We start from the raw sequence: 24,451 nt of genomic DNA on the forward strand, positions 1-24,451 counted from the left end.
GGAGATGCGATGGACTACTCGGAGAAGGTTTACGAGAGCCACTTTCGAGCGGACATCGAGAAGGAGAGCCCGGCCGCGTGTGACATCGAGCCGATCGATCAGGTCCTCGAAGCCGTGCTCGGCTATGACCTCGGCGCGCAATTGCCGGCCCAGCACCCGTTGTGGCGTCGCATCGGTGTGATGCCCGGCGCAGGTCGAAACATCCAGCGCGCTCCCGGCGTCCGCGCCAGCGACCCGCTCACAGCAACGCCGAGGAACGCGTTCTTCCAGTTCAAGGGACCTCGCTTGATGCACGGGGCGAACGCACGATGGCGGACTCACTTCGGCGGGGACTATCTGCGGTTCACCGTCGACCGGAGGTTCTCTCCCGGTCGGCGCAGCCGCAAGGTCGCCTCACAGCATCAGACGTTGTGCGAACTTGAGCGCACGAGCGGATGGTCTGCAACCGTCCGGTACGCCGCATCCACGGCGAAGACCTATGCCGAGCTGGTTGACGCCCGGAACCGTGGGCGCACGGTCACCGAATCCATCTTCGTCCCGCCATCTGCGTTCGAGCCCGACCATCTCCACTGCTCCTACACGTCACCGCACAATGCCCGGCTCAACCCTGACCCGGACGATCTCACCGACACCAGCTGGGCATCGGTCACGAATGAGCTGATCACCGAGACGACACCGCTCACCTTCGCCGAGCAGGTGCACGGGCTCCGCGCAGCCCTGGATGAGTATGTGCCTTCATCCCGTGAGCCGCTGGCTTACCTCATCGATGAACTGCGCGCGCAGGGTGTGGGCGATGAAGCCGTCGACACCATCACCACGACGCTGGCCGTTCAGGATGCCCTCCTGCGCTTCGACATCGCATGGTTCGTTGCGTCGACTCGGGAGTCCGTCCGCTCGTGAGTTGTCCAACACATTCCCAGCAAACAAATCACAAAAAGATAACGGCGTGTCCTTCCGTTCCGTTACCTCTCCGTTATAGAGTTCACGTCAGGTAGTTGTTTTGCTGTGGCAGCTGCCGACATGTGATTGCAGGACACTCTTGGTGCAAGGGACGAGGGCCGATCGGATATCTCCGATCGGCCCTCACTCTTGCTGTCCTCACCTGGTGGGAGATGAAAAACGCAGCCCCGACCGGCGCGGGAGCGGCGTTTTCCATCTTTGAGCAGGGCTACACGCCGCCACCACCGCCGCCGCCCGAGCCCCCACCGCTGAAGCCTCCACCGCTGGAGCCTCCCGATGATGACGAACTGGACGAACTCGCCAGCGCGCTGCTGATCCCACCGTTGATGCCACCGATGCTGCTGGAGAACGAGCTCCCGTTGAAGGCGCCGGAGCCGGCGTACCAGTAGGGCACGACCTGGGCGCTCTCGTAGTACACCGTGATCTGTTGTGCCCAGGCCTTCTCCTGCCCGAACACCACCGCATACGGCAGCAGCGGCTCGTACAGCCGCAGCACCTGGCGGGGATCACGCACGTCGACGGGCGCGACACGCTCGGCGCCCTGCGGTGACTGCAGCATGCGGATGCGATCCGCTTCCGCCCACTCGATGAACTGCTGGAGCCCGGCGAGGTGATCGCGCAGCTCGGCTCCGGGTGAGGACAGCGGGCGCTTGGCCACCAGCACGCCGATCACCACGACGATGATCCCCGCCGCCACCGCGATCGCGGTACCGATGGTCACTCCCCCGCTGTGGCGGGCGATGAGGATGCTCGCCACGAAGCTCGCGACCGCCAGCACGACGGCCAGCAGGACCGGCATCACCCGCACCCACCCCGGCACGGGGCGGCGCAGTCCGCGTTCGACCTGCTCACGGTCGGCCGCTTTGAGGATCGTCGTCACGGCGCGGGCCAGCGCAGGATCCTGCTTCGCGAACGTGTACTCCTCGCCGATCCGCGGGTTCTCGCCGAAGATGCCGCGCAGCAGCGCGCGGCCATCGGCGTCGCCCGCCAGATCCGGACGTACGAGCCGGATGGTCAGGCCCCGACGCCCGCTGTCGAGGATCTGAATGGATCCGCGCACGGCCTGTTCGAGCACCTCCGCCGCGGTGCCCTTGTCCTTCTTGCCGAGCAGCACGGCGGCCCCGAGCGCGTCGACACCCGGCGGCGGGGTGTACTGCGGGATGACGGTCGGGTGCCCCGGCTCGTCCTTCAGCCGCGTGCGACGGAGACCGATCGCCCAGCCCAGCATCGCCAGGACGCCGGCGCTCAGGCCCACCTGGACGGGGCCGGCCGGGGTTGCGAAGTAGCTGGTGTCATACGGGGTGAAGGTACCCGGCTCGAACGCGACAGCGATGCTCATGTTGCCGCCGGCCCCGAGGCCGGCGGCGGACGCGATGATCGTGCCGTCCTCACCCCGGGAGATGTCGCAGCGGTCCCGGGAGCCCTGCACGCCCTGGTAGCAGGCCATGTCACCGGTGAGCGCGTCGGCGATCTCCGGGTCGACTCGCAGGGTTGCCGTCACCACCCCGAACGGCTGCGCCCAGCCGGTGCCGTTGACGTCGCGGTAGAACTCATCGACGTCGGTGTCCGCGAAGTACTTCGCCACGTTGTGCGAGGTGTAGGTGATCACGTAGGTCTGCGAGCCATGCACGTAGTCGTCGGCGGCGATCGTGACCGCGAGGAAACCGTCGGTCTCCTCCGTCTCGTAGGAGCGGGGGACGCCGGATTCATCCGTGACGGACTCGACGTCGATGCTGGTCGGCACGCCCTTGTAGTCGAGCGGGATCATGCGGCGGATGCCGCGGTTCTGGTCGGTCTGCGGAAACTCCGCCACGAGCGTCTCCACCGTACGCAGCTCGCTGGCACCAACATCGTCACGGGAGAGGGTCATGTCCGCCGACATGCTGCTGAACGTGAAGTCGTCGACCCCGGTGGGAGCGGCCGACGCAGGCGACGCGGATCCGAGCACCCCCAGTGCCAGGAGGACGAGCAGGAGCAACGGCCGAACAAGCGCGTTTCGCATGCGGCCAGGCTACGTCACGCCCCGGCCGGGCACCGTGCGGGCACGGCGTCCCGGTAACCTGGACAGATGAACAACCGCAGGCTGGCGATGGAGGCATGGGAGAGCCTTTTCCGGGCGCAGCATCGCGTGTTCGAGGAGATCAGCCGCGACTTCGATGGAAGCCAGCTGTCGCAGCAGGAGTACGACGTGCTGCTCACCGTGGTCCGCTCCCCCGATATGACCGCGCGCCTGCGCGACATCACCGCCCGCTCCCTGATCTCGCAGCCGAGCGTGTCGCGCCTCGTCGACCGCATGGCCGCACGGGGGCTCGTCACCAAGCGCACGGACCCGGATGACGGGCGCGGCTCGCTCATCACCGCGACAGCCGAGGGAGAGCGGCGGTTCCGTGTGCTCGGCACCCGGCATGGCACCTCCATCGCCGAGCGCATGTCGGTGCTGACGCCCGAGGAGCAGCAGGTGCTGCTCGCCCTCACCACGAAGCTACGCACCGCCACCGGCGACTGAGCCTCACCAGCGGTTGTGCACGTCCTCGGCCCAGCCCAGCACGTCATCGAAGCGCACGACCTCGTCGCCCGTGTCGACGCTCCCGCTCCAGTGGCCAAAGCACTGATCGGTACGTGAGGCCAGCAGTCCCAGGTTCGTCCGCGAGCGCTTGTCGTGGAATGGCACGAACACCGCCTGGAAGCCGCCACCGCTGACCCGCCAGGGGCGCAGGTAGTCGCTCGGGTCGTAGTCCCACGCCAGCTGCTCACCGATCTTGTGCAGACGCGTGTCGAGCAGCACAGAGTTCTCGGTCGCCCCGGTGCCGTCCGTCCACTGACCGCCCACCTGGATGCCGATCACACGGCCATCGGCGAGCCGACCGGACCCGGCGCCCCAGTTCCAGCGCACATCGTGCGGCCATCGCCCGCGGCCGTGGTCCAGGACCGCCCACGACTCTCCGGCCGGCACCGGGGATTCCGCGCCGCGCACGGTCAGTGTTCCCGACGCCGGTCTCGCCACGTCCTTCACGGTGTACTGGAATCGCTTCTCACTCCACGGGACCACCACCGCCAGGCGCTCGTGGCCCGGCGGGCGTTCCGCGATCACGTCGAACGACGCGTCCGGGATGGCCGCGCGCAGGCGGGTGCCACCCGGGACCTCCTCGATCTCGATCGACAGTGAGCGGGAACGGGCGCGAGCGGGGCCGCCTTCCAGGTTGGCGGGGAGAGTGGCGGAGCGCCCGCCGAGGCCGGTGGCGCCCCGGCCGATCGACTCGCCGGTGCCCCGGTCGAACACCCACACCTCGTGCACCGCGGCGAAGTCCAACGAGGACACCGTCAGCGCGAGCAGGTGCGTCGGGGTGGTGATGCCCCAGTACTCCCACCGCTTGTTGCGGCCCCACGAACGCCGTCCGTCGATGCCGGACGTATCCACGACCGGCTGACGCGCCCAGCCCCGCGCGGCCGGATTGAGCCCGCCGTCAGCGCCGACGAGGGGCACGCTCTGCGTCAGCTCCCGTTCGATCATGCGCACCATCCTGGCACGCAGGGTCCTTTGGCCCACCCGTCGCCATCTGGAATAGTCGAAGGTGACGCATCGGCAACAGGGCCGGTCGAAGGGGGAGGAATCCATGGAGGTAGCCGCAGGAATCGGCATCCTGATCGTGGTCGGTGTGGCCGTCGTCGCACTCGTCGTGATCGCTCTCATCGTGCTGCTGTTCGCCCGCAGCTGGATCAAGGTCGCCCGCGCCGACGAGGCGCTGGTCATCTCGGGTCGCAAGCAGAAGGTCCAGATCACGGTCGCCGCTCGCGGAGCGGACGGACAGGTCGTCCCGCAGTCGCAGATCGAGGAGTCGCCGGTCACCGTCATCGTGAACGGGAAGTCCCTGGTCAACCCGATCACGCAGCGGCACGAGATCATCTCGCTGCGCTCGCGCCAGGTGCTCCTCAACGCCGAGGCCCAGTCGCTGGACAACGTGACCCTGAACGTCGACGGCGTCGCCATCGTGAAGATCGGCTCCGACCCGCTGTTCGTGCGTCGGGCGGCCGAGCGATTCGCCTCGCAGGACAAGGCCATCGAGCAGTTCACCACCGAGCAGCTGGAAGGCGCCCTGCGTGGCATCGTGGCCACGCTCTCGGTCGTGGAGCTCATGCGGGAGCGGAAGAAGTTCTCCGACCAGATCGCGCTCGAAGTGTCCCAGGAGCTCGCCGAGCAGGGCCTGATCCTGGACTCCTTCCAGATCAAGGGCATCACCGACAAGGTGGGCTACATCCAGTCCCTCGGAGCTCCGGAGATCCAGGCCAAGCGCCAGTCCGCGATGATCGCGCAGACGAACGCCGACCGCGCGATCAACCAGAAGAACATCGCCAACAACGAGGCGAACCTCATCGAGCAGACCGCGCTGGACAAGAACACCGCCAATGCGTCGGCCGAGATCGGCCGCGCCCGGGCTCAGGCGGAACAGGCCGAGCAGCTGGCTCGCGCCCAGGCGGAGCAGGCCGTGCTGCAGCAGCAGGCCGAGAACAAGCAGGCTCAGCTCGACGCCGACATCAAGCGCGTCGCGGATGCGCAGAAGTACGAGGCGGAGACCCGGGCTCAGGCCGATCTCTACGCCCGTGAGAAGGCCGCAGAGGCCGCCGCGATCGAGCAGGTCAAGCAGGCCGAGGCTCGCACCCGCATCGCTGAGCAGCAGGCCGAGGCGGACAAGGCGCGCGCGGCCGGTGAGGCCGCCGCGGCCGAGGCCCAGGCCACCGGTGCCGCCAACGCCCTGCGCGCCCAGGCCGATGCCGAGGCTGCCGCTCGCCGCCTGCGGGCAGCGGCCGAGGCGGAGGCCATCCGCATCGAAGGTGAGGCGCGCGCCGCGGCCGTGCAGGCGGAAGCCGAGGCCATCGCGTCCAACCAGGACGCGTTCCTGTCGCAGCGTGTGCTCGAGGTGCTTCCCTCGATCATGGCGGAGTTCGCGAAGGGCTACGCGGCGATCGGCAACGTGTCGATCGTGGGGGGATCCAGCGAGGAAGGCGCATCACGCCTGGTCGGCGCCGACAGCGCCACCGCGCTTCGCAGCGTGTTCGACAGCGTGAGTGCGGCCACCGGGCTCGACCTCGCCAGCATCATCCAGGGCCAGGCCGTCGGCCGTGGCATCGGCGAGGGGGTGGCGCAAGCCGCCAAGCCCGCCGCGAAGCCGGGCGAGAAGCTCGGTGACGCCGCCGAAGCCGCGATCAACGCCGCCAAGGCGGCGGCTGCCGAGGACTGAGCCCCCGCACGCGGCGCCCGTCCCCGGTCTGGGGCGGGCGCTGCGTCGTATGCGGCGTCGTCGGCGTCACACCGACGACGGTGGTGCGCTAGGACGTGCGCCGGCGCAGCGTGAGCGGCGCGAGCACGAGGAAGGCCACAGCGAAAGCCGTCACGATGAGCACCGGACGCCACAGGTCCCAGCCATCATCGCCCGCGGTCACCGCCTGCACCGCGTCGATCGCGTGGCTCAGTGGCAGCCAGTCGGAGATGGCATGCAGCACATCCGGCATCTGCTCACGCGGCATGAACAGGCCGCCGAGGATGATCTGCGGGAACACCAGCACCGGCATGAACTGCACCGCTTGGAACTCCGACTGCGCGAACGCGCTCGCCAGCAGCCCCAACGAGGTGCCCAGCAGCGCATCGACCACCGCGACGAGGCCTAACTGCCAGAGCTCGCCCGACACGGTGAGCCCGCACACGTACACGGCGAACGTGACGGTGACCGAGGCCTGCACCACGGCCAGAAGCCCGAATGCGAGTGCGTAGCCGAGCACGAAGTCCGCTCGGCCGAGCGGCGTGGTCATCAGCCGCTCCAGCGTTCCCGAGCGGCGTTCGCGCAGGGTGGTGATGGAGCTCACCAGGAACATCACGATGAACGGGAAGAGGGCGAGGATCGCTCCGCCGAAGGCATCGAACACGCCCGTGGTGTCGGTGAACAGCCAGGCGAACAGACCGACGAGCAGGCTCGGGGCCACCACCATCAGCGCGATCGAGCGCGGATCGTGGCGAAGCTGGGCGAGCACCCGACCCGCGGTCGCGAACATCCGGCGTGGGTTCATGACGTCTCCCTCCGCTCGCGACGCAGATGCGGATGGGCGGCGGAGTCACGCGCGATGAGCTCAAGGAACGCCTGCTCCGGATCGGTACGGCCTGTGTCCGCCAGCAGGTCGGCGGGCGTGGTGTCGGCCACGAGCCGACCGTCGCGCATGAGCAGCAGGCGATCACAGCGCAGCGCCTCGTCCATGACGTGGCTCGACACCAGGAGGGTGGTCCCGTGCTCCGCGATGGTGCGGAACATATCCCACAGCTCGGCACGCAGCACCGGATCAAGGCCCACCGTCGGCTCGTCGAGCACGATGAGCTCCGGCTCCCCCAGCAACGCCATGCCGAGGGAGACGCGATTGGCCTGTCCACCGCTGAGAGCGGCAACAGTATGCGACGCGTGCCTGGCGAGGCCGACCTGATCCATGACGCGGTCCACGTGATCCCGTCCCACGCCGAGCACGCGCGCGAAGTACGTGAGATTCTGCCGCACCGTCAGATCCGCGTACACGGCCGACCCCTGCGTTCCGTACGCCACGCGGTGTCGGAGGGCGGCCGATCCGGCGTCGTCGCCGAGCACCCGAACGGTGCCGCCTGCGATCCGCTGCACCCCAACGACCGCGCGCATCAGGGTGGTCTTGCCGCAGCCCGACGGACCGAGAAGGCCGGTGATCCGACCGCGGGGGATGCGAAGGGACAGCGCCTCGAACACCTCGTTTCGGCCGCGCCGCACTCGCAGGCCGTCGATCACGACAGCATCCTGCGCACTCGCGTCCGCACTGTTCATGGCATGAATTATGGACCCGGAAACGGCGAGGCGACAGGTGTCGGAACCACCACCCCCACGTCCTGAAACGAGGACATTTCCGCCGGACGAGGATCAGAACACAGATGTGGGCCCGCCGTGGACGATATCTCCTCGATTCAGCGCAGGTTCAGCACTCGATGACGTTCACGGCGAGGCCACCCTCGCTGGTCTCCTTGTACTTCGTCGACATGTCGATGCCGGTCTGGCGCATCGTCTCCACCACCATGTCGAGCGACACGAAGTGGTTGCCATCGCCGCGCAGGGCGAGTCGTGCTGCGGTCACCGCGGTGGACGCGGCGATGGCGTTGCGCTCGATGCACGGGATCTGCACGAGTCCGCCCACCGGATCGCAGGTGAGACCGAGGTGGTGCTCCATCGCGATCTCCGCGGCGTTCTCGATCTGGCGGTTCGTGCCGCCCATGACGGCGGTGAGGCCACCGGCCGCCATCGCGCATGCGGAGCCGACCTCCGCCTGGCATCCGCCCTCGGCTCCGGAGATCGACGCGTTCGCCTTGAACAGGGACCCGAGCGCCGTCGCGGTGAGGAGGAACCGGCGGATGCCACGGCGGCGGTTGGCCTCCGCGATGGCCTCCTCGTCGCCGTCGGGGAGATCGGCAGGTTCGCCACCGAAGCCGAGCAGGGCGCTGCCCACCAGCTCACCGTAGGGCGTCACGGCGTTGCCACGACCGAGACCGGAATCAGCCAGGAACCGCCACCAGTACATCGCGACGGCGGGAAGGATGCCGGCCGCGCCGTTGGTGGGCGCCGTGACCACTCGGCCGCCGGCCGCGTTCTCCTCGTTGACCGCGAGCGCGAAGGCGCCCAGCCACTCCCCGGGAAGCTCGCGATGCCCGTCGGATTCCACGTTCTCCAGCTGTTCCCGGATGGTGGAGGCCCGGCGCTTCACCCCGAGGATTCCGGGCAGCACGCCGCCGGTGTGCAGGCCCGCGTCCACGCACGAGCTCATCGCGTCCCAGATGGCGTCGAGCCCTGCCGCCACCTCCGCCTCGCCGTGCAGCGATTCCTCGTTGAGACGGGCGAGCTCGGCGATGGTGAGCCCATGCTCGTCGCACAGCTCCAGCAGGGTGGCGGCGTCGGAGTACGCGAAGGGGAAGGCTGTGGCGGCCACCTCGGTGCTCTCGCCATCACGACGGATGAACCCGCCGCCCACCGAGTAGTACGTCTCCTGGGTGAGGATGCTGCCGGCCTCGTCGAAGGCGCGCAGGGTCATGGCGTTCGGGTGCCCGGGCAGGCGCGTGCGCGCCTCAAAGGTGATGTCCTCCTTGCGGAACGGCACCGCGTGGATTCCCGCGAGCATCAGCGGCTCACCCTCCGGATAGTGCGACCATGCCTCGCGCACAGCGGCGGGATCCACGCTCTCCGGCTCCTGACCGCGCAGTCCTGCCACGACGGCGTCGGGGGTGCCGTGGCCGAGTCCGGTGGCGCCGAGGGACCCGTACAGCGAGCACGTGACGCGCCGGGTACGCACCAGGACGTCGGAGGCGGCCAGCCGGCGGGCGAAATCGACGCCCGCGCGCATGGGTCCGACGGTGTGGGAGCTGGAGGGTCCCACACCGATGGAGAACAGATCAAATGCGGACACGTATGCGCTCACCAGACCAGCGTAATCCCGGCGCGAAGACGAAGCGCCTGCCACACCACGCCCGGATCGGGGCAGACGGCACTACCGTGGATGGCGTGACCACTCCCATCGATGCAACCGCCACTTCTGCCTGGGCCGAGCTCTCCGCCGCGCGCGACGGATTCTCCCCCGATCTGCGCGCCTGGTTCGCGCAGGATCCGGGACGTGTGCAGCGGCTGAGCTTCGAGCTCGCCGACCTGCACGTCGACCTGTCGAAGAACCTCGTCACGGACGAGATCCTCGCCTCCCTCGTGAAGCTCGCCGAGGAGACGGGCGTCGCCGGACGCTTCGCCGCCATGCTCGAGGGCTCGCACATCAACACCACGGAGGACCGGGCCGTCCTGCACACGGCCCTGCGCCGACCCGCGGGCGCGACCCCGGCGCTGATCGTCGACGGCCAGGACGTCGACGCGGACGTGCACGCCGTCCTGGACGCCATGCGCGTGTTCGCCAATCGGGTCCGCTCGGGCGAGTGGACGGGCGTCACCGGGAAGAAGGTGACCCACGTCGTCAACATCGGCATCGGCGGCTCCGACCTCGGCCCCGTCATGGTGTACGAGGCGCTGCAGCCCTATGCCACCGCGGGCATCCAGGCCCGGTTCGTGTCGAACATCGATCCCACCGACATCGCCCTGAAGACCGCGGATCTCGATCCCGAGACCACGCTGTTCATCGTGGCGTCGAAGACGTTCACCACCCTGGAGACCCTCACCAACGCCCGCCTCGCGCGCGATTGGCTGTGGGAGAGGCTCGCCGCCGCCGGCGCGATCGACGGCTCCGATTCCGCGAAGCAGGATGCCGTCGCGCATCACTTCGTCGCCGTCTCCACCGCGCTCGACAAGGTGGCGGCCTTCGGCATCGACCCCGCCAACGCGTTCGGGTTCTGGGACTGGGTGGGCGGGCGCTATTCGGTGGACTCCGCCATCGGCCTGTCGCTGAACATCGCGCTCGGCCCCGACGCGTTCGCCGATCTGCTCGCCGGCTTCCACGCCGTCGACGAGCACGTGCGCACCACGCCGATCGAGAGCAACGTGCCCGTCCTCATGGGCCTGCTGAACGTCTGGTACACCAACTTCCTCGACGCGCAGACGCACGCCGTGCTCCCCTACGCGCAGCTCCTGCACCGATTCCCGGCGTACCTGCAGCAGCTCACCATGGAATCCAACGGCAAGTCGGTGCGCTGGGACGGGTCTGCTGTCACGACCGCCACCGGCGAGGTCTTCTGGGGTGAGCCCGGCACCAATGGCCAGCACGCCTTCTACCAGCTGATCCACCAGGGCACGCGGCTCATCCCCGCCGACTTCATCGCCGTGGTCAACCCCGGCTACCCGCTGCAGGACGACGGCCGCGACGTGCACGGGCTGTTCCTCGCCAACTTCCTGGCCCAGACCAAGGCGCTGGCCTTCGGGAAGACGGCCGAGGAGGTCGAGGCCGAGGGGACGACGGGTGCGCTGGTGGCTGCGCGCACCTTCGCCGGCAACCGTCCGACCACCTCGATCATCGCGCCCGCGCTCACCCCCGCGGTGCTCGGCCAGCTGATCGCGCTCTACGAGCACATCACCTTCACCGAGGGCACCATCTGGGGCATCAACTCCTTCGACCAGTGGGGTGTGGAGCTCGGCAAGCAGCTGGCGCTGCAGATCGCCCCCGCCATCGAGGGCGACGCCGACGCCATCGCCGCACAGGACGCCTCGACACAGGCGCTGCTGGCGTACTACCACGCGCACCGCAACGACTGACACGCGAGGGCTGTCGACAGCGCCGCTCGGAGACTCTCCGGGCGGCGCTGCCGTTCGTCCGGAGATTCACGCGCGCCGGATCAGCGCGCCGAGCAGGGCAGCGACCAGACTGGCGACGGCAGCGAGCAGGAACAGTGCGCGCAGGCCCGCCTCGTCCACGGCGGAGGTCGCGAGGATCGCCCCTGTCACCGGAATGCCCACCGCGGAGCCGACGGTGCGGAGCACACCGTTCAGACCCGCGGCGGCTGCCACCTCGTCCCGCGGGGCGATGCGTGTGACGAGGTCGGACGCCGCGGCGAAACCGGCACCGTTGCCGAACCCGATCAGCGCGAATCCGATCACCACGGCGGCGAGGGACGACGGCCAGAGCGCCGCCAGAGTGCTGCCCGCGAGCATCACGACCAGGGCGAGGGAGACCACCACGCCTCCCGGCACACGGGAGATGAGCGCGGGCGCAAGGCGTCCACCCACGAACACCAGCACCGCGCTCGGGAGCATCGCGATGCCCGCCGCGGTCACCGACATGCCGTGCCCGATCCCGGCGGGCGATTCGAGCAGGATCGGGAGTGCGACGTAGAACAGGTAGGGCACAAACCCCAGGAACACCGTCACGAGGCTGACGAGGGCCAGCCGCACATCGGCCAGGGAACGGACATCGACGACCGGCACGGCGGTGCGCCGCTCGACCAGCACCAGGCCCGCGAACCCGGCAGCCGCGGCGGCGAACAGGCCGATCGCCGCCGGCGACGCCCATCCCCAGGTCGATCCCTGGGAGATCGCCAGAAGGAGCGCGGCGAGTCCGGCGGCAAGCAGCGCTGCCCCGGCGAGATCCAGCCGGCCCGCCCCGCGACCGTGACCGCGCGGCACCCACCGGGCGACCGCGGCAAGACTCGCCAGCGCCATCATCGCGCCGAATCCGAACAGTCCCCGCCAGCCGACCACATCGGTGAGGATGCCGCCGATCACCAGTGCAGATCCGGCACCGAGCCCGAGCATGCCGCTGAGCCAGCCGATGGCCGCCGCTCGTCGCGCAGCCGGCAGCTGCACTCGCACGATGGCCAGGGCGAGCGGGAATGACGCCGTCGCGGCGCCCTGCACCACGCGGGCCACGAGCAGCACGGCGAACGACGGGGCGAAGAACGCCAGGACGCTGCCGACGGCGAACAGAGCCAAGGTCACCAGGAGCAGACGTCGATGCCCGTGCAGATCGCCGAGGGCGCCCAGGATCGGAGCGGTGACCGCTCCTGCCAGCAGATAGACGGTGAGGATCCAGCCCGCGGCGCCCGGTTGGGCATCGAACGAGTGAGCGAGTTCTGGCAGCGCCGGCACGAGGAGGGTCTGCATCAGCGAGAAGCCGAGGACCGCGAGCGCGAGCGCGAACACGACCGGGCCCGACCGGACCTCCGCCTGCTCGATGGTTCGCACGGGTGCTGTCATGATCGTCTCCTAATCGGAACGGAATGGTTCGTTCCGATTAAACACCCGACGATCGGTATCGTGTCAACATGACCTTCGATTCACCCCGCGGGGCTCCGCTGCGCGGCCGGGCCGCCGAGGCGCGCAGCAACGACGACGCCGTCCTGAACGCCGCGCGCGAGGTATTCGTCGAGCGCGGCTTCGATGCGCCGATGTCGGCGATCGCGGAGCGCGCCGGCGTGGGTGTCGCCACCATCTACCGCCGCTACCCCAGCAAGGACGCGCTCACGCTCGATCTCCGCCTGCGCGCACTGCACCAGGTCACCCAGATCGCCCAGGACGCCTTGTCGGCACGAGCGCCGTCTGTCGTGCGAGCCTTCCTGGAGCGCCACCTGCGTGAGGCGGCGAGCCCGCTCGCCACCACGTTCGGCCGGCATGTGCTGCGAAACCCCGACGTCGACGCCGCCGCAGAAGAGCTGCGGGAAGCGCTCGAGGAGCTGATCGCGGTGGATCGGGAACGCGGAATCGTCCCCGCCGACTTCGGCCCGGGCGAGCTGATGATCGCGATCACCCATTTGCGCCCCAGCATCCCCACCGATCGTGAGCGCGCGATCCAGCTGCATCTCCGCCAGCTGGATGTGTACCTTCTGGGCCTGCGGCACAGCGTCGAGCACCCCGAGCTGATTCGCGGGGAGACGATGACCTGGACCGAGTGGGTGTCGTTCAACAGTGCCGACTGATCTCCGCACTCGCCTCCGCCACGGCGAAACGACGAAGACCCCCGGCTCTCACCGGAGGTCTTCGTCTACTGTCTCAACACAGTGTGCGCCCGAAGGGACTCGAACCCCTAACCTTCTGATCCGTAGTCAGATGCTCTATCCATTGAGCTACGGGCGCATTTTCGGCTTCTGCACTTTCGCGCGGCGGCCGTAGATCAGCCTAACGCACTCTGTCGCGGAGCGCGAATCGGCAGGGACCGCCCGGGCGCGTCGAGCCCGCGTTCTCCGAGCGGATCAGGACTTCCCCTTCGCGGCCTTGCGCTCGGCTTTCTCGGCCTTCTCCGCCTTCTTCCGGGCGCGAACCTGCGACTCCAGAGCCTGTAGATCCACCAGCCGCAGGGCCTGCATCCGGGCGTCGCGCATCTTGGCGTAGTCGGGGTCGGCGTCCGGGCGCATGCTCTCGGCGCGCAACCGGCGATCCAGGTTGGATGAGACATCGCCCCAGGCGGCCTCGCGCCCCTCCTCCACGAGCTCACGCACCTGCTCGTCATCGGCGGCGAGCTGGCGCAGACGCACGGCGACGCCCGCGGACTGCTTGCGGCGGCGGCGCAGGTTCTTGACGTCCCGATCGCGGTAGTCGTGGGTGCCATCGGACTGCGAGTACTTGCCCCACGCCTTGCGCCCCTGCCGCTTCAGCCGGTTGGCGGCATCTTCGGCCTCGTCGGCCAGATCGTTGAGGATCTCGCGCGCAACCTGCATGAAGTGATCGGACTCGAACGCGGCATCACCCGCGATCGTGTCCACCAGAATCTGATTCTTCAGCGACAGCCGGCCGGCTGCCAGTGCAATGGACATGCCCTCGGCGATCGCTTCATTGAGCTTCGCTCCCACCGGGCCTCCCCTGTCGTCCACGTTTCTGCGTCATCGCAGCCCGGGCCGCACGACACCGGTCTTCTCAGCGTAGTCGCCCACGCCCGACACGCCCGCCTTTCCGCACCGGCTCCGGACAGCCGCCGCGCGCTCACGGCAGAATCGAGAGGTCCGGCGCCGGTGCCGGACGAGTCGGAGGTCAGCATGGCGAAACTGGACGTGACGGGCAACCTCACGGTCATCACGGGCGCCGCGAGCGGAATGGGTGCACAGGTGGCGCGTGGCCTCGCGGCGCGCGGGGCACGACTGGCCCTGCTCGATCGCGACGCCGAGGGGCTGGCCCGCCTGTCGGCGGAGCTGCCGGCCGGCATGGTCACCACCCACACCGTGGACCTCGTCGATGACGATGCGGTGGCTGAGACCGCCGGCGAGATCGAGCGCACACAGGGGGCCGTCCAGGCCCTCGTCACCTGTGCCGGATCGTCGATGCTCGGCACCCTCGACCAGCTCACGATGGCGGAGATGCGCTGGCTCATGGATGTGAACCTCTGGGGCACCGTCTCGATCACGAAAGCCCTGCTCCCCGCACTGCGACGCTCCCCTGCCGCCCATATCACGCACCTGGCCTCGATCTACGCCCTCGGCGCCCCCGCCGGCCGTATCCCGTACGCGATGAGCAAGTACGCGGTGCGCGGGTTCACCGAAGCTCTGCGGCACGAGCTGGAGGGATCCACCGTCAGCGTGGGGGCGATCTATCCGGCTGGAGTGAAGACCGGAATCATCCTGCACGGCCGGTACGCGGCCGCGATCGACCCCGCCATCGCCGCCCGGGCGGCCGCGGCCCAGGCTCACATGTACGAGACCGAGCCGGAGGAGGCCGCGCAGATCATCATCCGCGCCACGATCGAACGGCGCGCTCGCACCATGATCGGACGCAAGGCGTATCTGGTGGACTGGATCACCCGCGCCATGCCGGTGCGGTACTGGAACCTCATGCGCGGCCCCCTGCGCGAGGCGACCGACACCACCACCCCGATCCGCTGAATCACAGCGCGGACGTGGCGAGACGATCCAGCGTCGAGCGACCAAGAGCCGCCATGACGGGATTGCTGGACTCGTAGTACCAGACCAGTCCGATCGCCTGCACCAGCGCCCATCCCGCACCGCGCGCCCACTCGTCCGGCGACGATCCGAGTCCCGTCCTCATCCGCTCCCGCATCGCGGGATCGAAGAGGTGCCAGGCGATGACGAGATCTAGGGCCGGGTCGGCGGCTGATGCGTCTCCGGTGTCGAGCAACCCCACCAGGCGCCCGTCCCGCACGAGCACGTTGCCCGGGACCAGGTCGGTGTGACTGAGGCTCCGTCCCGCTGGGGCGGGAAGGTCTCGGAGCCGCGACCACAGTGCGCCGATCGCGGCGGTGTCGATCATGCCGACGCTGCGGCGGAGGCACTCCTGCACCCACTCGTCGAACGGCGCGAGGACATCGCCGCGCCCGTAGCCGCGAAACGCCTCGCCGGCCACGTCCACATCCCGCAGCGTCGCGAGGAGATCGATGAGGTCATCCGCCAGGTCGCGTGCGTCCCGGAAGGCGCGAGGATCAACCACGTCACCGTCCACCCAGCTCTGTGCCGTCCATGCCAGCGGATACCCTTCCCCCGCGTCGCCGATCAGCAGCGGTTCCGGGACGGCCACCGGACACACCTGCAGGAAGCGCGCGGACCGACGCGCCTCACGCTCGAGCGCGGTGCGGTGCGCCACCGGCTCGTCCGGCTGCAGCGCGAAGCGCGCGGCGATCGTACGTCCCACGCGGAAGATCGCGTTGACGGTCCCCTGCGATCGGATGGCCGTGACCGGTCGGCCCGCCCACTCCGGTCGCGCCGCCGCGACGAGCCGTTCGACCTGCTCGGCATCGATCGCCAGCTGATCGGTGTGCATCCGCGGCGGGCCCGTCGCCCCGTTGCGCTCCTCGTCCGGCATCCGTCAACCGCCGAGCTTCGCGATCACGGCCTCGATGCGCCGCTGCCGGGTCTCGGGCTTCTTCGCGTCGACAACGGCGCGCGCGTGTTCCTTGCGGAAGGTGAATGCGAGGGCATCGAAGGCCGGGCGCAGCCCGGCGGCATCCAGCGCGGCGGCGAGGTCATCCGGCACGTCGACCGTGCGTTCCGCGGTGTCGTGGGTGAGCGTGACCGTGATCTCATCGCCGGCCCCGAGCCCCGTTGCGGCGCGCTTGTCCGACGAGAACGGAATGAGGAACTGGCCGCCCATCGGGGCGATCGTAGAGCGGTACTCGAAACCGTTGACCGAGACGATCACCGGCACCCGCTTGCCCACACCCCACTCGTCGAGCACCTGCGCGGACACGCGGATCGCGGTGTTGCGACCATCCACGGAATACAGCTCGCTCTCGAACGTCGTCGTCTTCATGACGGGAGCCTACGACGGGCTGGGACCGCGTGCTCGCAGGCGGAGCGAGGTTCTAGGCTGGGAAGGTGACCACGATCCACGACGTCAACCTCCGCGGCTTCGCCTCCGACAACTACTCCGGCATCCACCCCGAGGTGATGACAGCCATCGCAGCCGCCAACGACGGCCACCAGGTGGCCTACGGCGAGGACGTGTACAGCGCCCGGCTGGCCGAGGTGTTCCGCGCTCACTTCGGTGAGGGCGTGGAGAGCTTCCCGGTGTTCAACGGCACCGGTGCGAACGTGGTGGGACTGCAGTCGATGCTCCCCCGCTGGGGCGCCGTGGTCTGCGCGCAGAGCGCTCACATCAACGTCGACGAGGGCGGCGCACCGGAGAAGGTCGGCGGCATCAAGCTGTGGACGGTACCCACTGAGGACGGCAAGCTCACGCCCGAGCTGATCGACATCGAGGCCCGCGGATGGGGCGACGAGCACCGCGCGCAGCCGCTCGTGGTCTCCCTCACCCAGTCCACCGAGCTGGGCACCCTGTACTCGGTCGAGGAGATCCGCGCGATCGCCGATCACGTCCACTCCCTCGGCATGCACCTGCACATGGACGGCTCACGCATCGCCAACGCCGCCGCGGCGCTGGATCTTCCGCTTCGCGCTTTCACGCGGGACGCGGGCGTGGACGTGCTGAGCGTCGGCGGCACGAAGAACGGTGCCATGGTCGCGGAGGCGATCGTCGTGCTGAACCCCGAGGCGTCCGAGGGTCTGACCTATCTCCGCAAGACCAACATGCAGCTCGCCTCGAAGATGCGCTTCGTCTCGGCACAGCTCATCGCGCTCTACGAGGGCGACCTGTACCTGCGCAACGCACGCCACTCCAACGCCATGGCGGCGCGACTGCGTGGTGCCATCGACAGCCGCATCGCCGCAGGCGAGATCACCGGGGTGGAGTTCACGCAGCCGACGCAGGCCAACGGACTCTTCCTCACGCTGCCGGCCGGCGTCGCCGACCGCCTCCGCGAGACGTTCCGCTTCTACGACTGGGACGAGGCGCGCCGCGAGGTGCGGTGGGTGTGCAGCTTCGACACCGCGGAGTCCGATGTCGACTCACTGGTCGAGCTGCTCGCAGCGGAGACCGCCGCGCGCTGAGACGCCGTCGGCGTCCGAGGACGACATCCGTTCCCGGACGCTGCGGCGCGGCCGACTCAGGTGTCGGGGTTCGAGGGACCGCAGTGGTCCTCGTTGATCCCGCCCCAATTACCGTGCACCAGACAGTCCTGGCCCCGATCCGGCTGCGGGTCCTGGCGGGCCGGCATGTTGCTGTTGCCGTGGTCGCTGCCGTCCATCTGCTCGGCGTGCGGTGCCGCGAAGGCGGCTCCCGCGGTCATGGGCACGGCGGCAACGGCGACGACGGCGGCGAGCGCGAGCTTCACCGCAGTACGACGAATGATCATCACGACTCCGTTCACTTGCGTCCCGCGGGTGCGGGATCGAGCGAACGGTACGGCGCGAGGCCGCAGTTGTGCACTACGCAGGGCGGATGATCCGTACTCCCGCGGCGCGTCTGCGTAGTGCGGGCCCCAGCGTCAGCGCAGGGCACCCACCGAGGCGAGGGCCTGCCGCACCAGCGTGCCGCGACCGCCCTCCATCTCCGCCGCCAGCTCCGCGCTCTGCGCCTCCTCCGGTGTGAGCCAGGTGACCTCCAGCGCGTCCTGGCGCGGCTCGCACGTCCCGGTCACGGGTACGACGAACGCGAGCGAGACCGCGTGCTGACGGTCATCGTGGAACGCACTCACGCCGGGGATCGGGAAGTACTCCGCCACCGTGAAGGGCGTCGGCTGCGGCGGCAGCATCGGGAACGCCATCGGGCCGAGGTCGTTCTCGAGGTGGCGGAACAGGGCATCGCGCACCGTCTCGCCGTAGCGCACCCGGCCCGACACGATGGTGCGGGTGATCTCACCCATCGGCGTCGCGCGAAGCAGAATCCCGACATCGGTGACCGCGCCCGTCCCGTCCGTGCGCACCGGCACGGCCTCCACGTAGAGGATCGGCAGATGGCGGCGGGCCTCCAGCAGCTCGACGTCGCTCAGCCAGCCCGGGTTGGACCCGGGCACCCGCATCTGGTGGCCCATCCCGGTGAGACCCTCCAGGGGGTCGCGACCGTCGTCGGCGGGGTCGGGGTCAGGCGTGCGTACGGTCATGCTTCCTGTATACCCGACGCCCCGGTCGCGCAGGTGTCCGCGGGCTCCGGAAGGATGAGCGAGCGGTATCTCCTCGCGGCTGTGGAGGACTGCGTCGCCACCGACCGCATCGTGTTAGCATCTTCGCCTGTCGGGTCGTGTGATGCTCGCCAGGGTTGCCCGCGGTGCTGCCACCGCACTCCTTCAGTGGATCGGCCCCTGGGGGCTTCCCACGACCCGAATGCTGTTGCAGACGCTGCAGTCGCAGGGGTTCCACGGCAGCGCTCGCGCGAGTTCGTTGCTCGGCATGGACATGAACCCCAGCGGGACCGGGCAGCCCTCATCGCCGCGGCGGACCTGGTGCCAGATCGTGCGGATGTACTGCGGCTCCACCAGCCCGAACTCCCCCGGCCACAAGGCGGCTTTGAGAAAGCCGCCATACAGGTCCGCGGCCTGGCTTTCCAGATAGCGGTCGGCCGACACCCACCGCAGTCCTCGCTCGAGATCGTGCGGCACACGCCGATCGAGTCGCGCCTCACGCTGCAAGTACTCCTTGGTCGGAAGGTGATCATGCCCTCGCACGTGCCCGAATCGTGTGTGTATCCCCTCGGCATCGAGCCCTCGCGCTGCCCACATCACATTCGTGTACGTCATCTTGGCCACGTAGTTGTAGAACCGCTCCGTGTTGTACACGTAGCTGCCGCTCACGCGATCCTTCTGGCAGTACACGTACACGATGGTCACGCCCTCCACGGCGGCCAACGAGTTAGCCGCATACTGCCGACGGTGATGAGTCTTGAGATGGTTCTTCCACGACATGACGGTGCCGTCGGGGACACGGAACGTCTCACGCAGATGACGGATGACGGCCCTCAGCCTCGCGGCTGCCGCGTCGGACACGATCACCGCCGCCATCCCGAAGATCGGGCTCGTCTTCGGTTTGCCCGACTGCCCTCGATCGCCGGTCTCATCGATGTAGGCGTGCAGAATCACGATCCGAATGTACGGGCGCGGTACGCGACCGAAACGCCCCGGGGCGGATCTGGGGATAGGGGCCGTTCCTACAGGTGTCGGCGGGCTCTGGAAGGATGAGCACATGGGTGACGGACTGATGCTCGACGATGCAGCGGTGCGCTGGTCCCGGCCGCAGACCGACGCACCGGTGACGGTGCTCCTGCACGGCTACGGGTCCGACGAGAACGACCTCTTCGGCCTTGTGCCGCACCTCGCCGATGACGCGGTCTACGCGGCGGTGCGGGCACCCCTGGCACCGCGCTGGCCGTTGTCCGGCCATTCCTGGTACGACATCGATGAGCCCGGCACCCGGGATGCCGCCGGTATCACGCGGGCCGCGCGCGCCCTCCTCGACTGGCTCGATGCGCGTGGCCTGGACCGCGTGGGTCTGATCGGGTTCTCCCAGGGCGGCGCGGTGGCGCTGCAGACGCTGCGGCTCGCGCCCGAGCGCGTGCGCTTCGCGGTGAACCTGTCGGGATACGCCGCCGACGAAGAGCGCGAGGAGGATGCCCGGCTCACCGAGCTGCGCGTCCCGGTCTTCTGGGGTCGCGGCAGCATGGACGAGGTGATCCCCCGCGCCGCCATCGACTTCACGGCCGGTTGGCTTCCCGCCCACAGCGCGCTGTCCGGGCGGGTGTATCCGGGGCTCGGTCACACTGTGAGCGGCGAGGAACTGGAGGATCTCCGCCACTTCCTCGCCAAGCAGGCCTGACTCGCGACACGCCCGGATGCGAAATCTGAGCTCGTCGGGTATGGTGGACGACGTCCTGTCCCCGACGTGAGGATCCAGCGGTGATTGTTTCCGACGCTTCCGCGCTGTAAGCGCGCTGATCCGTCGACCACCCGCTCCTCTTTCCGGAGACGCCGTCACCGATCGGGATACCCGATCCGCGGCTTGTCGGCCGACGTTCAGCGCACCCCCGCGCTGAACGTCGCACCCGCGTCGCCGCTCTCGTCTCCTCGACGACCGCCTCGGCAGGGTCCGTGTCAGCGCTTCCGACTGACCGGGAGGTTTCATCTCATGCCATTAACCCCATCCGTCGTCCTGGACGACCTTTCCTACACCTGGCCGGACGGCACCGTCGCGCTGAACGGCGTCTCGGGCGCGTTCTCCACCGCCCGCACCGGACTCGTGGGCCGTAACGGCTCGGGCAAGTCCACGCTGCTGAAGCTCATCGCGGGCGATCTCACCCCCACGGGTGGGCGCGTGGAGTCCCGCGGTGCCGTGGCGACGCTCGATCAGCGGCTGACTCGTGACGTGGATCGTCCCGTCGCCGAGCTGTTGGGCATCGCCGACACCCTCGCGGCGGTACGCGCCGTCGAATCCGGCGATGTCGCACCGGAGCATTTCGACACCATCGGGACCGACTGGGACATCGAGGCGCGCGCGATCACCGCGCTCGCCGACGCGGGCCTTTCCGCCGATGCCCTGGACCGCACGGTCGGCACCCTCTCCGGCGGGCAGTCGATGCTCGCCGCCATCTCCGGGCTCCGCCTGCGCCGCCCCGACATCACCCTGCTGGACGAGCCCACCAACAACCTCGACCACGACGCGCGGGCGCGGCTGGGTGCGCTCGTGGGCACGTGGCCGGGCACGCTCATCGTGGTGAGCCACGACACCGAGCTGCTCGAGCTCATGGACGACACGGCCGAGCTCTACGACGGCCAACTGTCGGTGTTCGGCGGTCCCTACTCCGAATGGCGTGCCTGGCTGGACGCCGAGCAGGAGGCGGCGAAGGCGGCTGAGCGCACGGCAGCTGGCGTCGTGCGGCGCGAGAAGCGCGAGCGCATCGAAGCCGACCTGAAGCTGGCCACCCGCTCGAAGATGGCGAAGAAGGCCGAGCGCGAGAAGCGCGTGCCGAAGATCGTGGCGCACGGGCGCCGGATGGCCGCCCAGGTCTCGGCCGGGAACCTGCGCACGGAGATGCGGGAGAAGGAGGACACCGCGCGAGCGGCGCACGAGGCGGCAGAGCGGCGCATCCGCGACGACGACACCATCCGCATCGATCTGCCCGACCCGGATGTCGCGGCCGGGCGCCGGATCGCCACCCTCACCGACGGTGAGCGGGAGTGGATCCTGCAGGGTCCGGAGCGCACGGCACTCGTGGGAGCCAACGGCGTGGGCAAGACCACGCTGTTGCGTTCCCTCGTCACGGGGGAGCCGGCGCACTGGCTGCCGCACCTGACGGCGGAGGCACACACCGACCGGATCGGCCTGCTCTCGCAGCGCCTGGACGGACTGGATGATGCACGATCGGCCACGCAGAACATCGCGGAGGCGGCGCCGCACCTTCCCGACCGGGAGCTGCGCAACCGCCTGGCGCGCTTCCTCGTCCGCGGGGCGGCCGCCGAGCGCCCGGTCGGCACGCTGTCCGGCGGGGAGCGCTTCCGCGTCGCCCTCGCTCAGCTGCTCCTGGCCGAACCGCCCGCGCAGCTGCTCGTGCTCGACGAGCCGACCAACAACCTCGACATCGACACGGTCGAGCAGTTCGTCAGTGCGCTCTCGGGCTATCGCGGCGCGATCCTGGTGACCAGTCACGACCAGGCGTTCCTCGATGGCCTCGGCATCAATCGCACGCTCCGTATCGATGACGCCGGCCGGATCGACGAGCTCACCTGATGCCAGTCGTCCGAATGTGGGCGAGAGTGCGCGCGTCGTGCGCACTCTCGCCCCCGCGGAGTGCGGCCCTGCTCAGTCGTTGGCGAGATAGCGGCGCCGCACCCGCGAGATCACGAAGTCGGCGATCAGCGCGACCGCGATCGCGACCGGGATGCCGACGACGGCGGCGATGGGCTCACGCGGAAGCGCGAGGGCCACGAGCCAGCCGGCCAGCATGCCGATCAGCAACGACATCATCACCTCGGCGGTACGCACCGGTGCGCTCGATCGAGCGGGACGGGTGCGGCGGCCGGCGGGCTCCTTCGTGATGTTCATGCTTCCACGCTAGAAACACCGCAGCCTCGGCACATCGCCCGAGAGGCGGACCTGCAACGTACATCTTCCGATGTACGCCGACCCTGAGAACCCCTGAACACCCCTGATCGGACAGACATGACCCATCCACCCCTCGCCCTCGTCACCGGCGTCGCTCGCGCCAACAGCATCGCCGCGGGGATCGTTCCGCGGTTGCGCGCCGACGGCTGGCGCGTGGTCACCAGCGACCTGCACGATGCCGACCATCCCTGCGATCTCGCGGACCCGAGCGCGCCGGACACCCTGATTGCCGACGTGGCCGCGGCGCACGGCCCGATCACCGCCCTCGTCCTCTCGCACGCCCACGATGTGGAGAGCGGGCTGCTGGACACCACCGCCGAGAGCTTCGACCGGCACGTCGCGATCAACGCGCGCGCGTCGCTGCTGCTCATCGCCGCCTTCGCCCGGCAGGCCCCCGCATCCGGCGGCGCGATCCTCGCGCTCACCAGCGATCACACCACGGGGAACCTGCCGTATGGCGCATCCAAGGGAGCCCTGGACAGACTCGTCCGCTCCGCGGCGCGGGAACTCGGCCCGCGCGGGATCTCCGCGAACGTGCTGAACCCGGGGCCGATCGACACCGGATGGATGGACGAACCGACCCGTGAGGTGCTGGCTGCGGGGACCCCGATGGGCCGGCTCGGCACGCCCCGTGACATCGCCGCGGTGGTGTCGTTCCTGCTGTCGCCGGAGGGCCGGTGGGTGTCGGGTCAGCGACTCTTCGCCGACGGCGCCTTCTCCTTCCGGCACTGAGCGACGGCTCCCCCGAGACGTCAAGGGCGGGGGCGAGAATCGCCGCGACGCGTGGATTCCCGCCCTCAGACGGAAGCCTCGCGTCAGGGGCGGGGGCGCGGGCCGCGGCGATCGTCATCGCGCGGCGCCCGCATCGAGATCGCCAGCGATGCACCCATCGCCGCCGCACCGATGATCGTCACGCCGATGCCCATCATCCGCGAGACGTCGATGAGCATCAGGGCGATACCCAGGACGATGAGAAGGGTGCCGCCACCGAGGAGAGCCTGCTGAAGCGCGCGCATCCTCTGACGCTACCCGAGCGCGCGGACACGGGCGTAGAGCGCTTCGGCCGCTGCCGTGAACACGGCGACGTAATCGATGCTCTCCGGGAGCGTGGCCCACTGGTCGCGGATTCCTTCGTTGAGCGCGAGGAGCTCGAGGATCAGCTGCTGCGGATCGGTGTCATCCCGCAGCTCGCCCGCTGCGATGCGGTCGCGAACGAACGGCACGAGGACCCGCAGGGCGTTCTCCAGGCCCAGCACGGCGCGCCCGTACGCCGGGTTGCCCTCCATGCGTGACGCCCCGGTGAGCATGACACGGAACCGGAGCAGATCAGGCTCCTGCGCCGCGGACCGCACGGCACCGATGAAGTCGTCGAACAGGGCCCGCACGGATGCGGCGGGCAGGCGGATCTGCTGGTAGACCTCTTCACGCCGCTCGACGACGGCCATGAACAGGTCCTGCTTGGTGGCGAAATGGTGCAGCACGCCCGCGTCGGTGACGCCGGCCGCGCGCGCGATGTCGGCCACCCGCGTCTTGTCGTAGCCGCGGCGACCGAACTCCCGGGTCGCCGCAGCGAGGATCTTGGTGCGACGCTCGTCGCCGCGGGCGATGCGGCCGTCGGCGTCGGTGAGGGCGGGCGCGGTTTCAGTCACCCTC

General features: G+C 69.3%; 25 protein-coding genes and 1 tRNA gene. 10 read left to right on the top strand and 16 right to left on the bottom strand.

Annotation, left to right across the window (positions count from 1 at the left end):
- Window positions 1-9 precede the first annotated feature (9 nt).
- Window positions 10-900: a hypothetical protein gene (locus tag LQ566_RS05380; protein WP_231090577.1), complete on the top strand. Its 891-nt coding sequence runs from the start codon at window positions 10-12 to the stop codon at window positions 898-900.
- A 268-nt stretch (window positions 901-1,168) separates the two neighbouring features.
- On the opposite strand, the gene LQ566_RS05385 is transcribed toward LQ566_RS05380, so the two are convergent.
- Window positions 1,169-2,962 (bottom strand): DUF2207 family protein, encoded by a 1,794-nt coding sequence (locus LQ566_RS05385; RefSeq protein WP_231090578.1) that lies wholly within the window; start codon window positions 2,960-2,962, stop codon window positions 1,169-1,171.
- A 66-nt stretch (window positions 2,963-3,028) separates the two neighbouring features.
- Here LQ566_RS05385 and LQ566_RS05390 point away from each other — a divergent pair, with 66 nt between their 5' ends.
- Window positions 3,029-3,466: a MarR family winged helix-turn-helix transcriptional regulator gene (locus LQ566_RS05390; protein WP_231090579.1), complete on the top strand. Its 438-nt coding sequence runs from the start codon at window positions 3,029-3,031 to the stop codon at window positions 3,464-3,466.
- Between the two features lie 3 nt (window positions 3,467-3,469).
- Here the strand turns inward: LQ566_RS05390 and LQ566_RS05395 are convergent, their stop codons facing one another.
- Window positions 3,470-4,471 carry a DUF2804 domain-containing protein gene (locus tag LQ566_RS05395; protein ID WP_231090580.1) on the bottom strand — a complete coding sequence of 334 codons (1,002 nt, stop codon included), beginning with the start codon at window positions 4,469-4,471 and terminating at the stop codon, window positions 3,470-3,472.
- Window positions 4,472-4,574: 103 nt separating this feature from the next.
- On the opposite strand from LQ566_RS05395, the gene LQ566_RS05400 reads away from it, so the two are divergent.
- Window positions 4,575-6,197, top strand: a complete 1,623-nt coding sequence (locus tag LQ566_RS05400) for a flotillin family protein (protein ID WP_231090581.1) — start codon at window positions 4,575-4,577, stop codon at window positions 6,195-6,197.
- Window positions 6,198-6,285: 88 nt separating this feature from the next.
- Here the strand turns inward: LQ566_RS05400 and LQ566_RS05405 are convergent, their stop codons facing one another.
- From LQ566_RS05405 to LQ566_RS05415, 3 genes are all read right to left on the bottom strand, one after another.
- Window positions 6,286-7,020, bottom strand: a complete 735-nt coding sequence (locus LQ566_RS05405) for an ABC transporter permease (RefSeq protein WP_231090582.1) — start codon at window positions 7,018-7,020, stop codon at window positions 6,286-6,288.
- Window positions 7,017-7,790 (bottom strand): ABC transporter ATP-binding protein, encoded by a 774-nt coding sequence (locus LQ566_RS05410; RefSeq protein ID WP_231090583.1) that lies wholly within the window; start codon window positions 7,788-7,790, stop codon window positions 7,017-7,019. Before LQ566_RS05410 ends, LQ566_RS05405 begins: the two co-directional genes overlap by 4 nt.
- Window positions 7,791-7,938: 148 nt before the next feature.
- Window positions 7,939-9,426 (bottom strand): L-serine ammonia-lyase, iron-sulfur-dependent, subunit alpha, encoded by a 1,488-nt coding sequence (locus LQ566_RS05415; protein WP_231090584.1) that lies wholly within the window; start codon window positions 9,424-9,426, stop codon window positions 7,939-7,941.
- 83 nt (window positions 9,427-9,509) lie between these two features.
- Between LQ566_RS05415 and pgi the strand changes: the two genes are divergently transcribed.
- Window positions 9,510-11,192, top strand: coding sequence for a glucose-6-phosphate isomerase (gene pgi / locus LQ566_RS05420; protein ID WP_231090585.1), 1,683 nt, complete (start codon window positions 9,510-9,512; stop codon window positions 11,190-11,192).
- 66 nt (window positions 11,193-11,258) lie between these two features.
- On the opposite strand, the gene LQ566_RS05425 is transcribed toward pgi, so the two are convergent.
- Complete coding sequence (locus LQ566_RS05425; protein ID WP_231090586.1) at window positions 11,259-12,629, bottom strand: MFS transporter; 1,371 nt, start codon at window positions 12,627-12,629, stop codon at window positions 11,259-11,261.
- 68 nt (window positions 12,630-12,697) lie between these two features.
- On the opposite strand from LQ566_RS05425, the gene LQ566_RS05430 reads away from it, so the two are divergent.
- Window positions 12,698-13,348 (top strand): TetR/AcrR family transcriptional regulator, encoded by a 651-nt coding sequence (locus tag LQ566_RS05430; protein WP_231090587.1) that lies wholly within the window; start codon window positions 12,698-12,700, stop codon window positions 13,346-13,348.
- Window positions 13,349-13,432: 84 nt separating this feature from the next.
- Here the strand turns inward: LQ566_RS05430 and LQ566_RS05435 are convergent.
- Both LQ566_RS05435 and LQ566_RS05440 read right to left on the bottom strand, forming a co-directional pair.
- Window positions 13,433-13,505 (bottom strand) — tRNA-Arg (locus tag LQ566_RS05435).
- Between the two features lie 116 nt (window positions 13,506-13,621).
- Window positions 13,622-14,218 (bottom strand): asparagine synthase, encoded by a 597-nt coding sequence (locus LQ566_RS05440; protein WP_231090588.1) that lies wholly within the window; start codon window positions 14,216-14,218, stop codon window positions 13,622-13,624.
- Between the two features lie 183 nt (window positions 14,219-14,401).
- Here LQ566_RS05440 and LQ566_RS05445 point away from each other — a divergent pair, with 183 nt between their 5' ends.
- On the top strand, window positions 14,402-15,241 hold the full coding sequence (locus LQ566_RS05445) for an SDR family NAD(P)-dependent oxidoreductase (protein ID WP_231090589.1): 840 nt from the start codon (window positions 14,402-14,404) through the stop codon (window positions 15,239-15,241).
- Between the two features lies 1 nt (window position 15,242).
- Here the strand turns inward: LQ566_RS05445 and LQ566_RS05450 are convergent, their stop codons facing one another.
- Both LQ566_RS05450 and LQ566_RS05455 read right to left on the bottom strand, forming a co-directional pair.
- Complete coding sequence (locus tag LQ566_RS05450) at window positions 15,243-16,175, bottom strand: phosphotransferase (protein WP_231090590.1); 933 nt, start codon at window positions 16,173-16,175, stop codon at window positions 15,243-15,245.
- A gap of 3 nt (window positions 16,176-16,178) precedes the next feature.
- Window positions 16,179-16,622, bottom strand: coding sequence for a YdeI/OmpD-associated family protein (locus LQ566_RS05455; RefSeq protein ID WP_231090591.1), 444 nt, complete (start codon window positions 16,620-16,622; stop codon window positions 16,179-16,181).
- A gap of 65 nt (window positions 16,623-16,687) precedes the next feature.
- Here LQ566_RS05455 and LQ566_RS05460 point away from each other — a divergent pair, with 65 nt between their 5' ends.
- Window positions 16,688-17,758, top strand: a complete 1,071-nt coding sequence (locus LQ566_RS05460) for a threonine aldolase family protein (RefSeq protein WP_231090592.1) — start codon at window positions 16,688-16,690, stop codon at window positions 17,756-17,758.
- Between the two features lie 56 nt (window positions 17,759-17,814).
- On the opposite strand, the gene LQ566_RS05465 is transcribed toward LQ566_RS05460, so the two are convergent.
- The 3 genes from LQ566_RS05465 to LQ566_RS05475 form a co-directional block, all read right to left on the bottom strand.
- Entirely contained in the window at window positions 17,815-18,063 is a 249-nt protein-coding gene (locus tag LQ566_RS05465; protein WP_231090593.1) for a hypothetical protein, read from the bottom strand.
- Window positions 18,064-18,195: 132 nt separating this feature from the next.
- Entirely contained in the window at window positions 18,196-18,810 is a 615-nt protein-coding gene (locus LQ566_RS05470; protein ID WP_231090594.1) for an NUDIX hydrolase family protein, read from the bottom strand.
- 183 nt (window positions 18,811-18,993) lie between these two features.
- Window positions 18,994-19,782 carry a DUF3800 domain-containing protein gene (locus tag LQ566_RS05475; protein ID WP_231090595.1) on the bottom strand — a complete coding sequence of 263 codons (789 nt, stop codon included), beginning with the start codon at window positions 19,780-19,782 and terminating at the stop codon, window positions 18,994-18,996.
- A gap of 103 nt (window positions 19,783-19,885) precedes the next feature.
- Here LQ566_RS05475 and LQ566_RS05480 point away from each other — a divergent pair, with 103 nt between their 5' ends.
- Window positions 19,886-20,515: an alpha/beta hydrolase gene (locus LQ566_RS05480; RefSeq protein ID WP_231090596.1), complete on the top strand. Its 630-nt coding sequence runs from the start codon at window positions 19,886-19,888 to the stop codon at window positions 20,513-20,515.
- Between the two features lie 309 nt (window positions 20,516-20,824).
- Window positions 20,825-22,423, top strand: a complete 1,599-nt coding sequence (locus LQ566_RS05485; RefSeq protein ID WP_231090597.1) for an ABC-F family ATP-binding cassette domain-containing protein — start codon at window positions 20,825-20,827, stop codon at window positions 22,421-22,423.
- Between the two features lie 72 nt (window positions 22,424-22,495).
- Here LQ566_RS05485 and LQ566_RS05490 read toward each other — a convergent pair whose 3' ends face one another.
- A complete protein-coding gene (locus LQ566_RS05490; RefSeq protein ID WP_231090598.1) occupies window positions 22,496-22,738 on the bottom strand; it encodes a hypothetical protein in 243 nt (80 codons plus the stop codon).
- A 117-nt stretch (window positions 22,739-22,855) separates the two neighbouring features.
- Here LQ566_RS05490 and LQ566_RS05495 point away from each other — a divergent pair, with 117 nt between their 5' ends.
- Window positions 22,856-23,530, top strand: coding sequence for an SDR family NAD(P)-dependent oxidoreductase (locus tag LQ566_RS05495; protein ID WP_231090599.1), 675 nt, complete (start codon window positions 22,856-22,858; stop codon window positions 23,528-23,530).
- Window positions 23,531-23,613: 83 nt separating this feature from the next.
- Here the strand turns inward: LQ566_RS05495 and LQ566_RS05500 are convergent, their stop codons facing one another.
- A complete protein-coding gene (locus LQ566_RS05500) occupies window positions 23,614-23,814 on the bottom strand; it encodes a hypothetical protein (protein ID WP_231090600.1) in 201 nt (66 codons plus the stop codon).
- A gap of 9 nt (window positions 23,815-23,823) precedes the next feature.
- Window positions 23,824-24,447 carry a TetR/AcrR family transcriptional regulator gene (locus LQ566_RS05505; RefSeq protein WP_231090601.1) on the bottom strand — a complete coding sequence of 208 codons (624 nt, stop codon included), beginning with the start codon at window positions 24,445-24,447 and terminating at the stop codon, window positions 23,824-23,826.
- Window positions 24,448-24,451 lie beyond the last annotated feature (4 nt).

It is taken from the genome of Microbacterium nymphoidis (genome assembly GCF_021044885.1).
Taxonomy (GTDB): Bacteria; Actinomycetota; Actinomycetes; order Actinomycetales; family Microbacteriaceae; genus Microbacterium; species Microbacterium nymphoidis.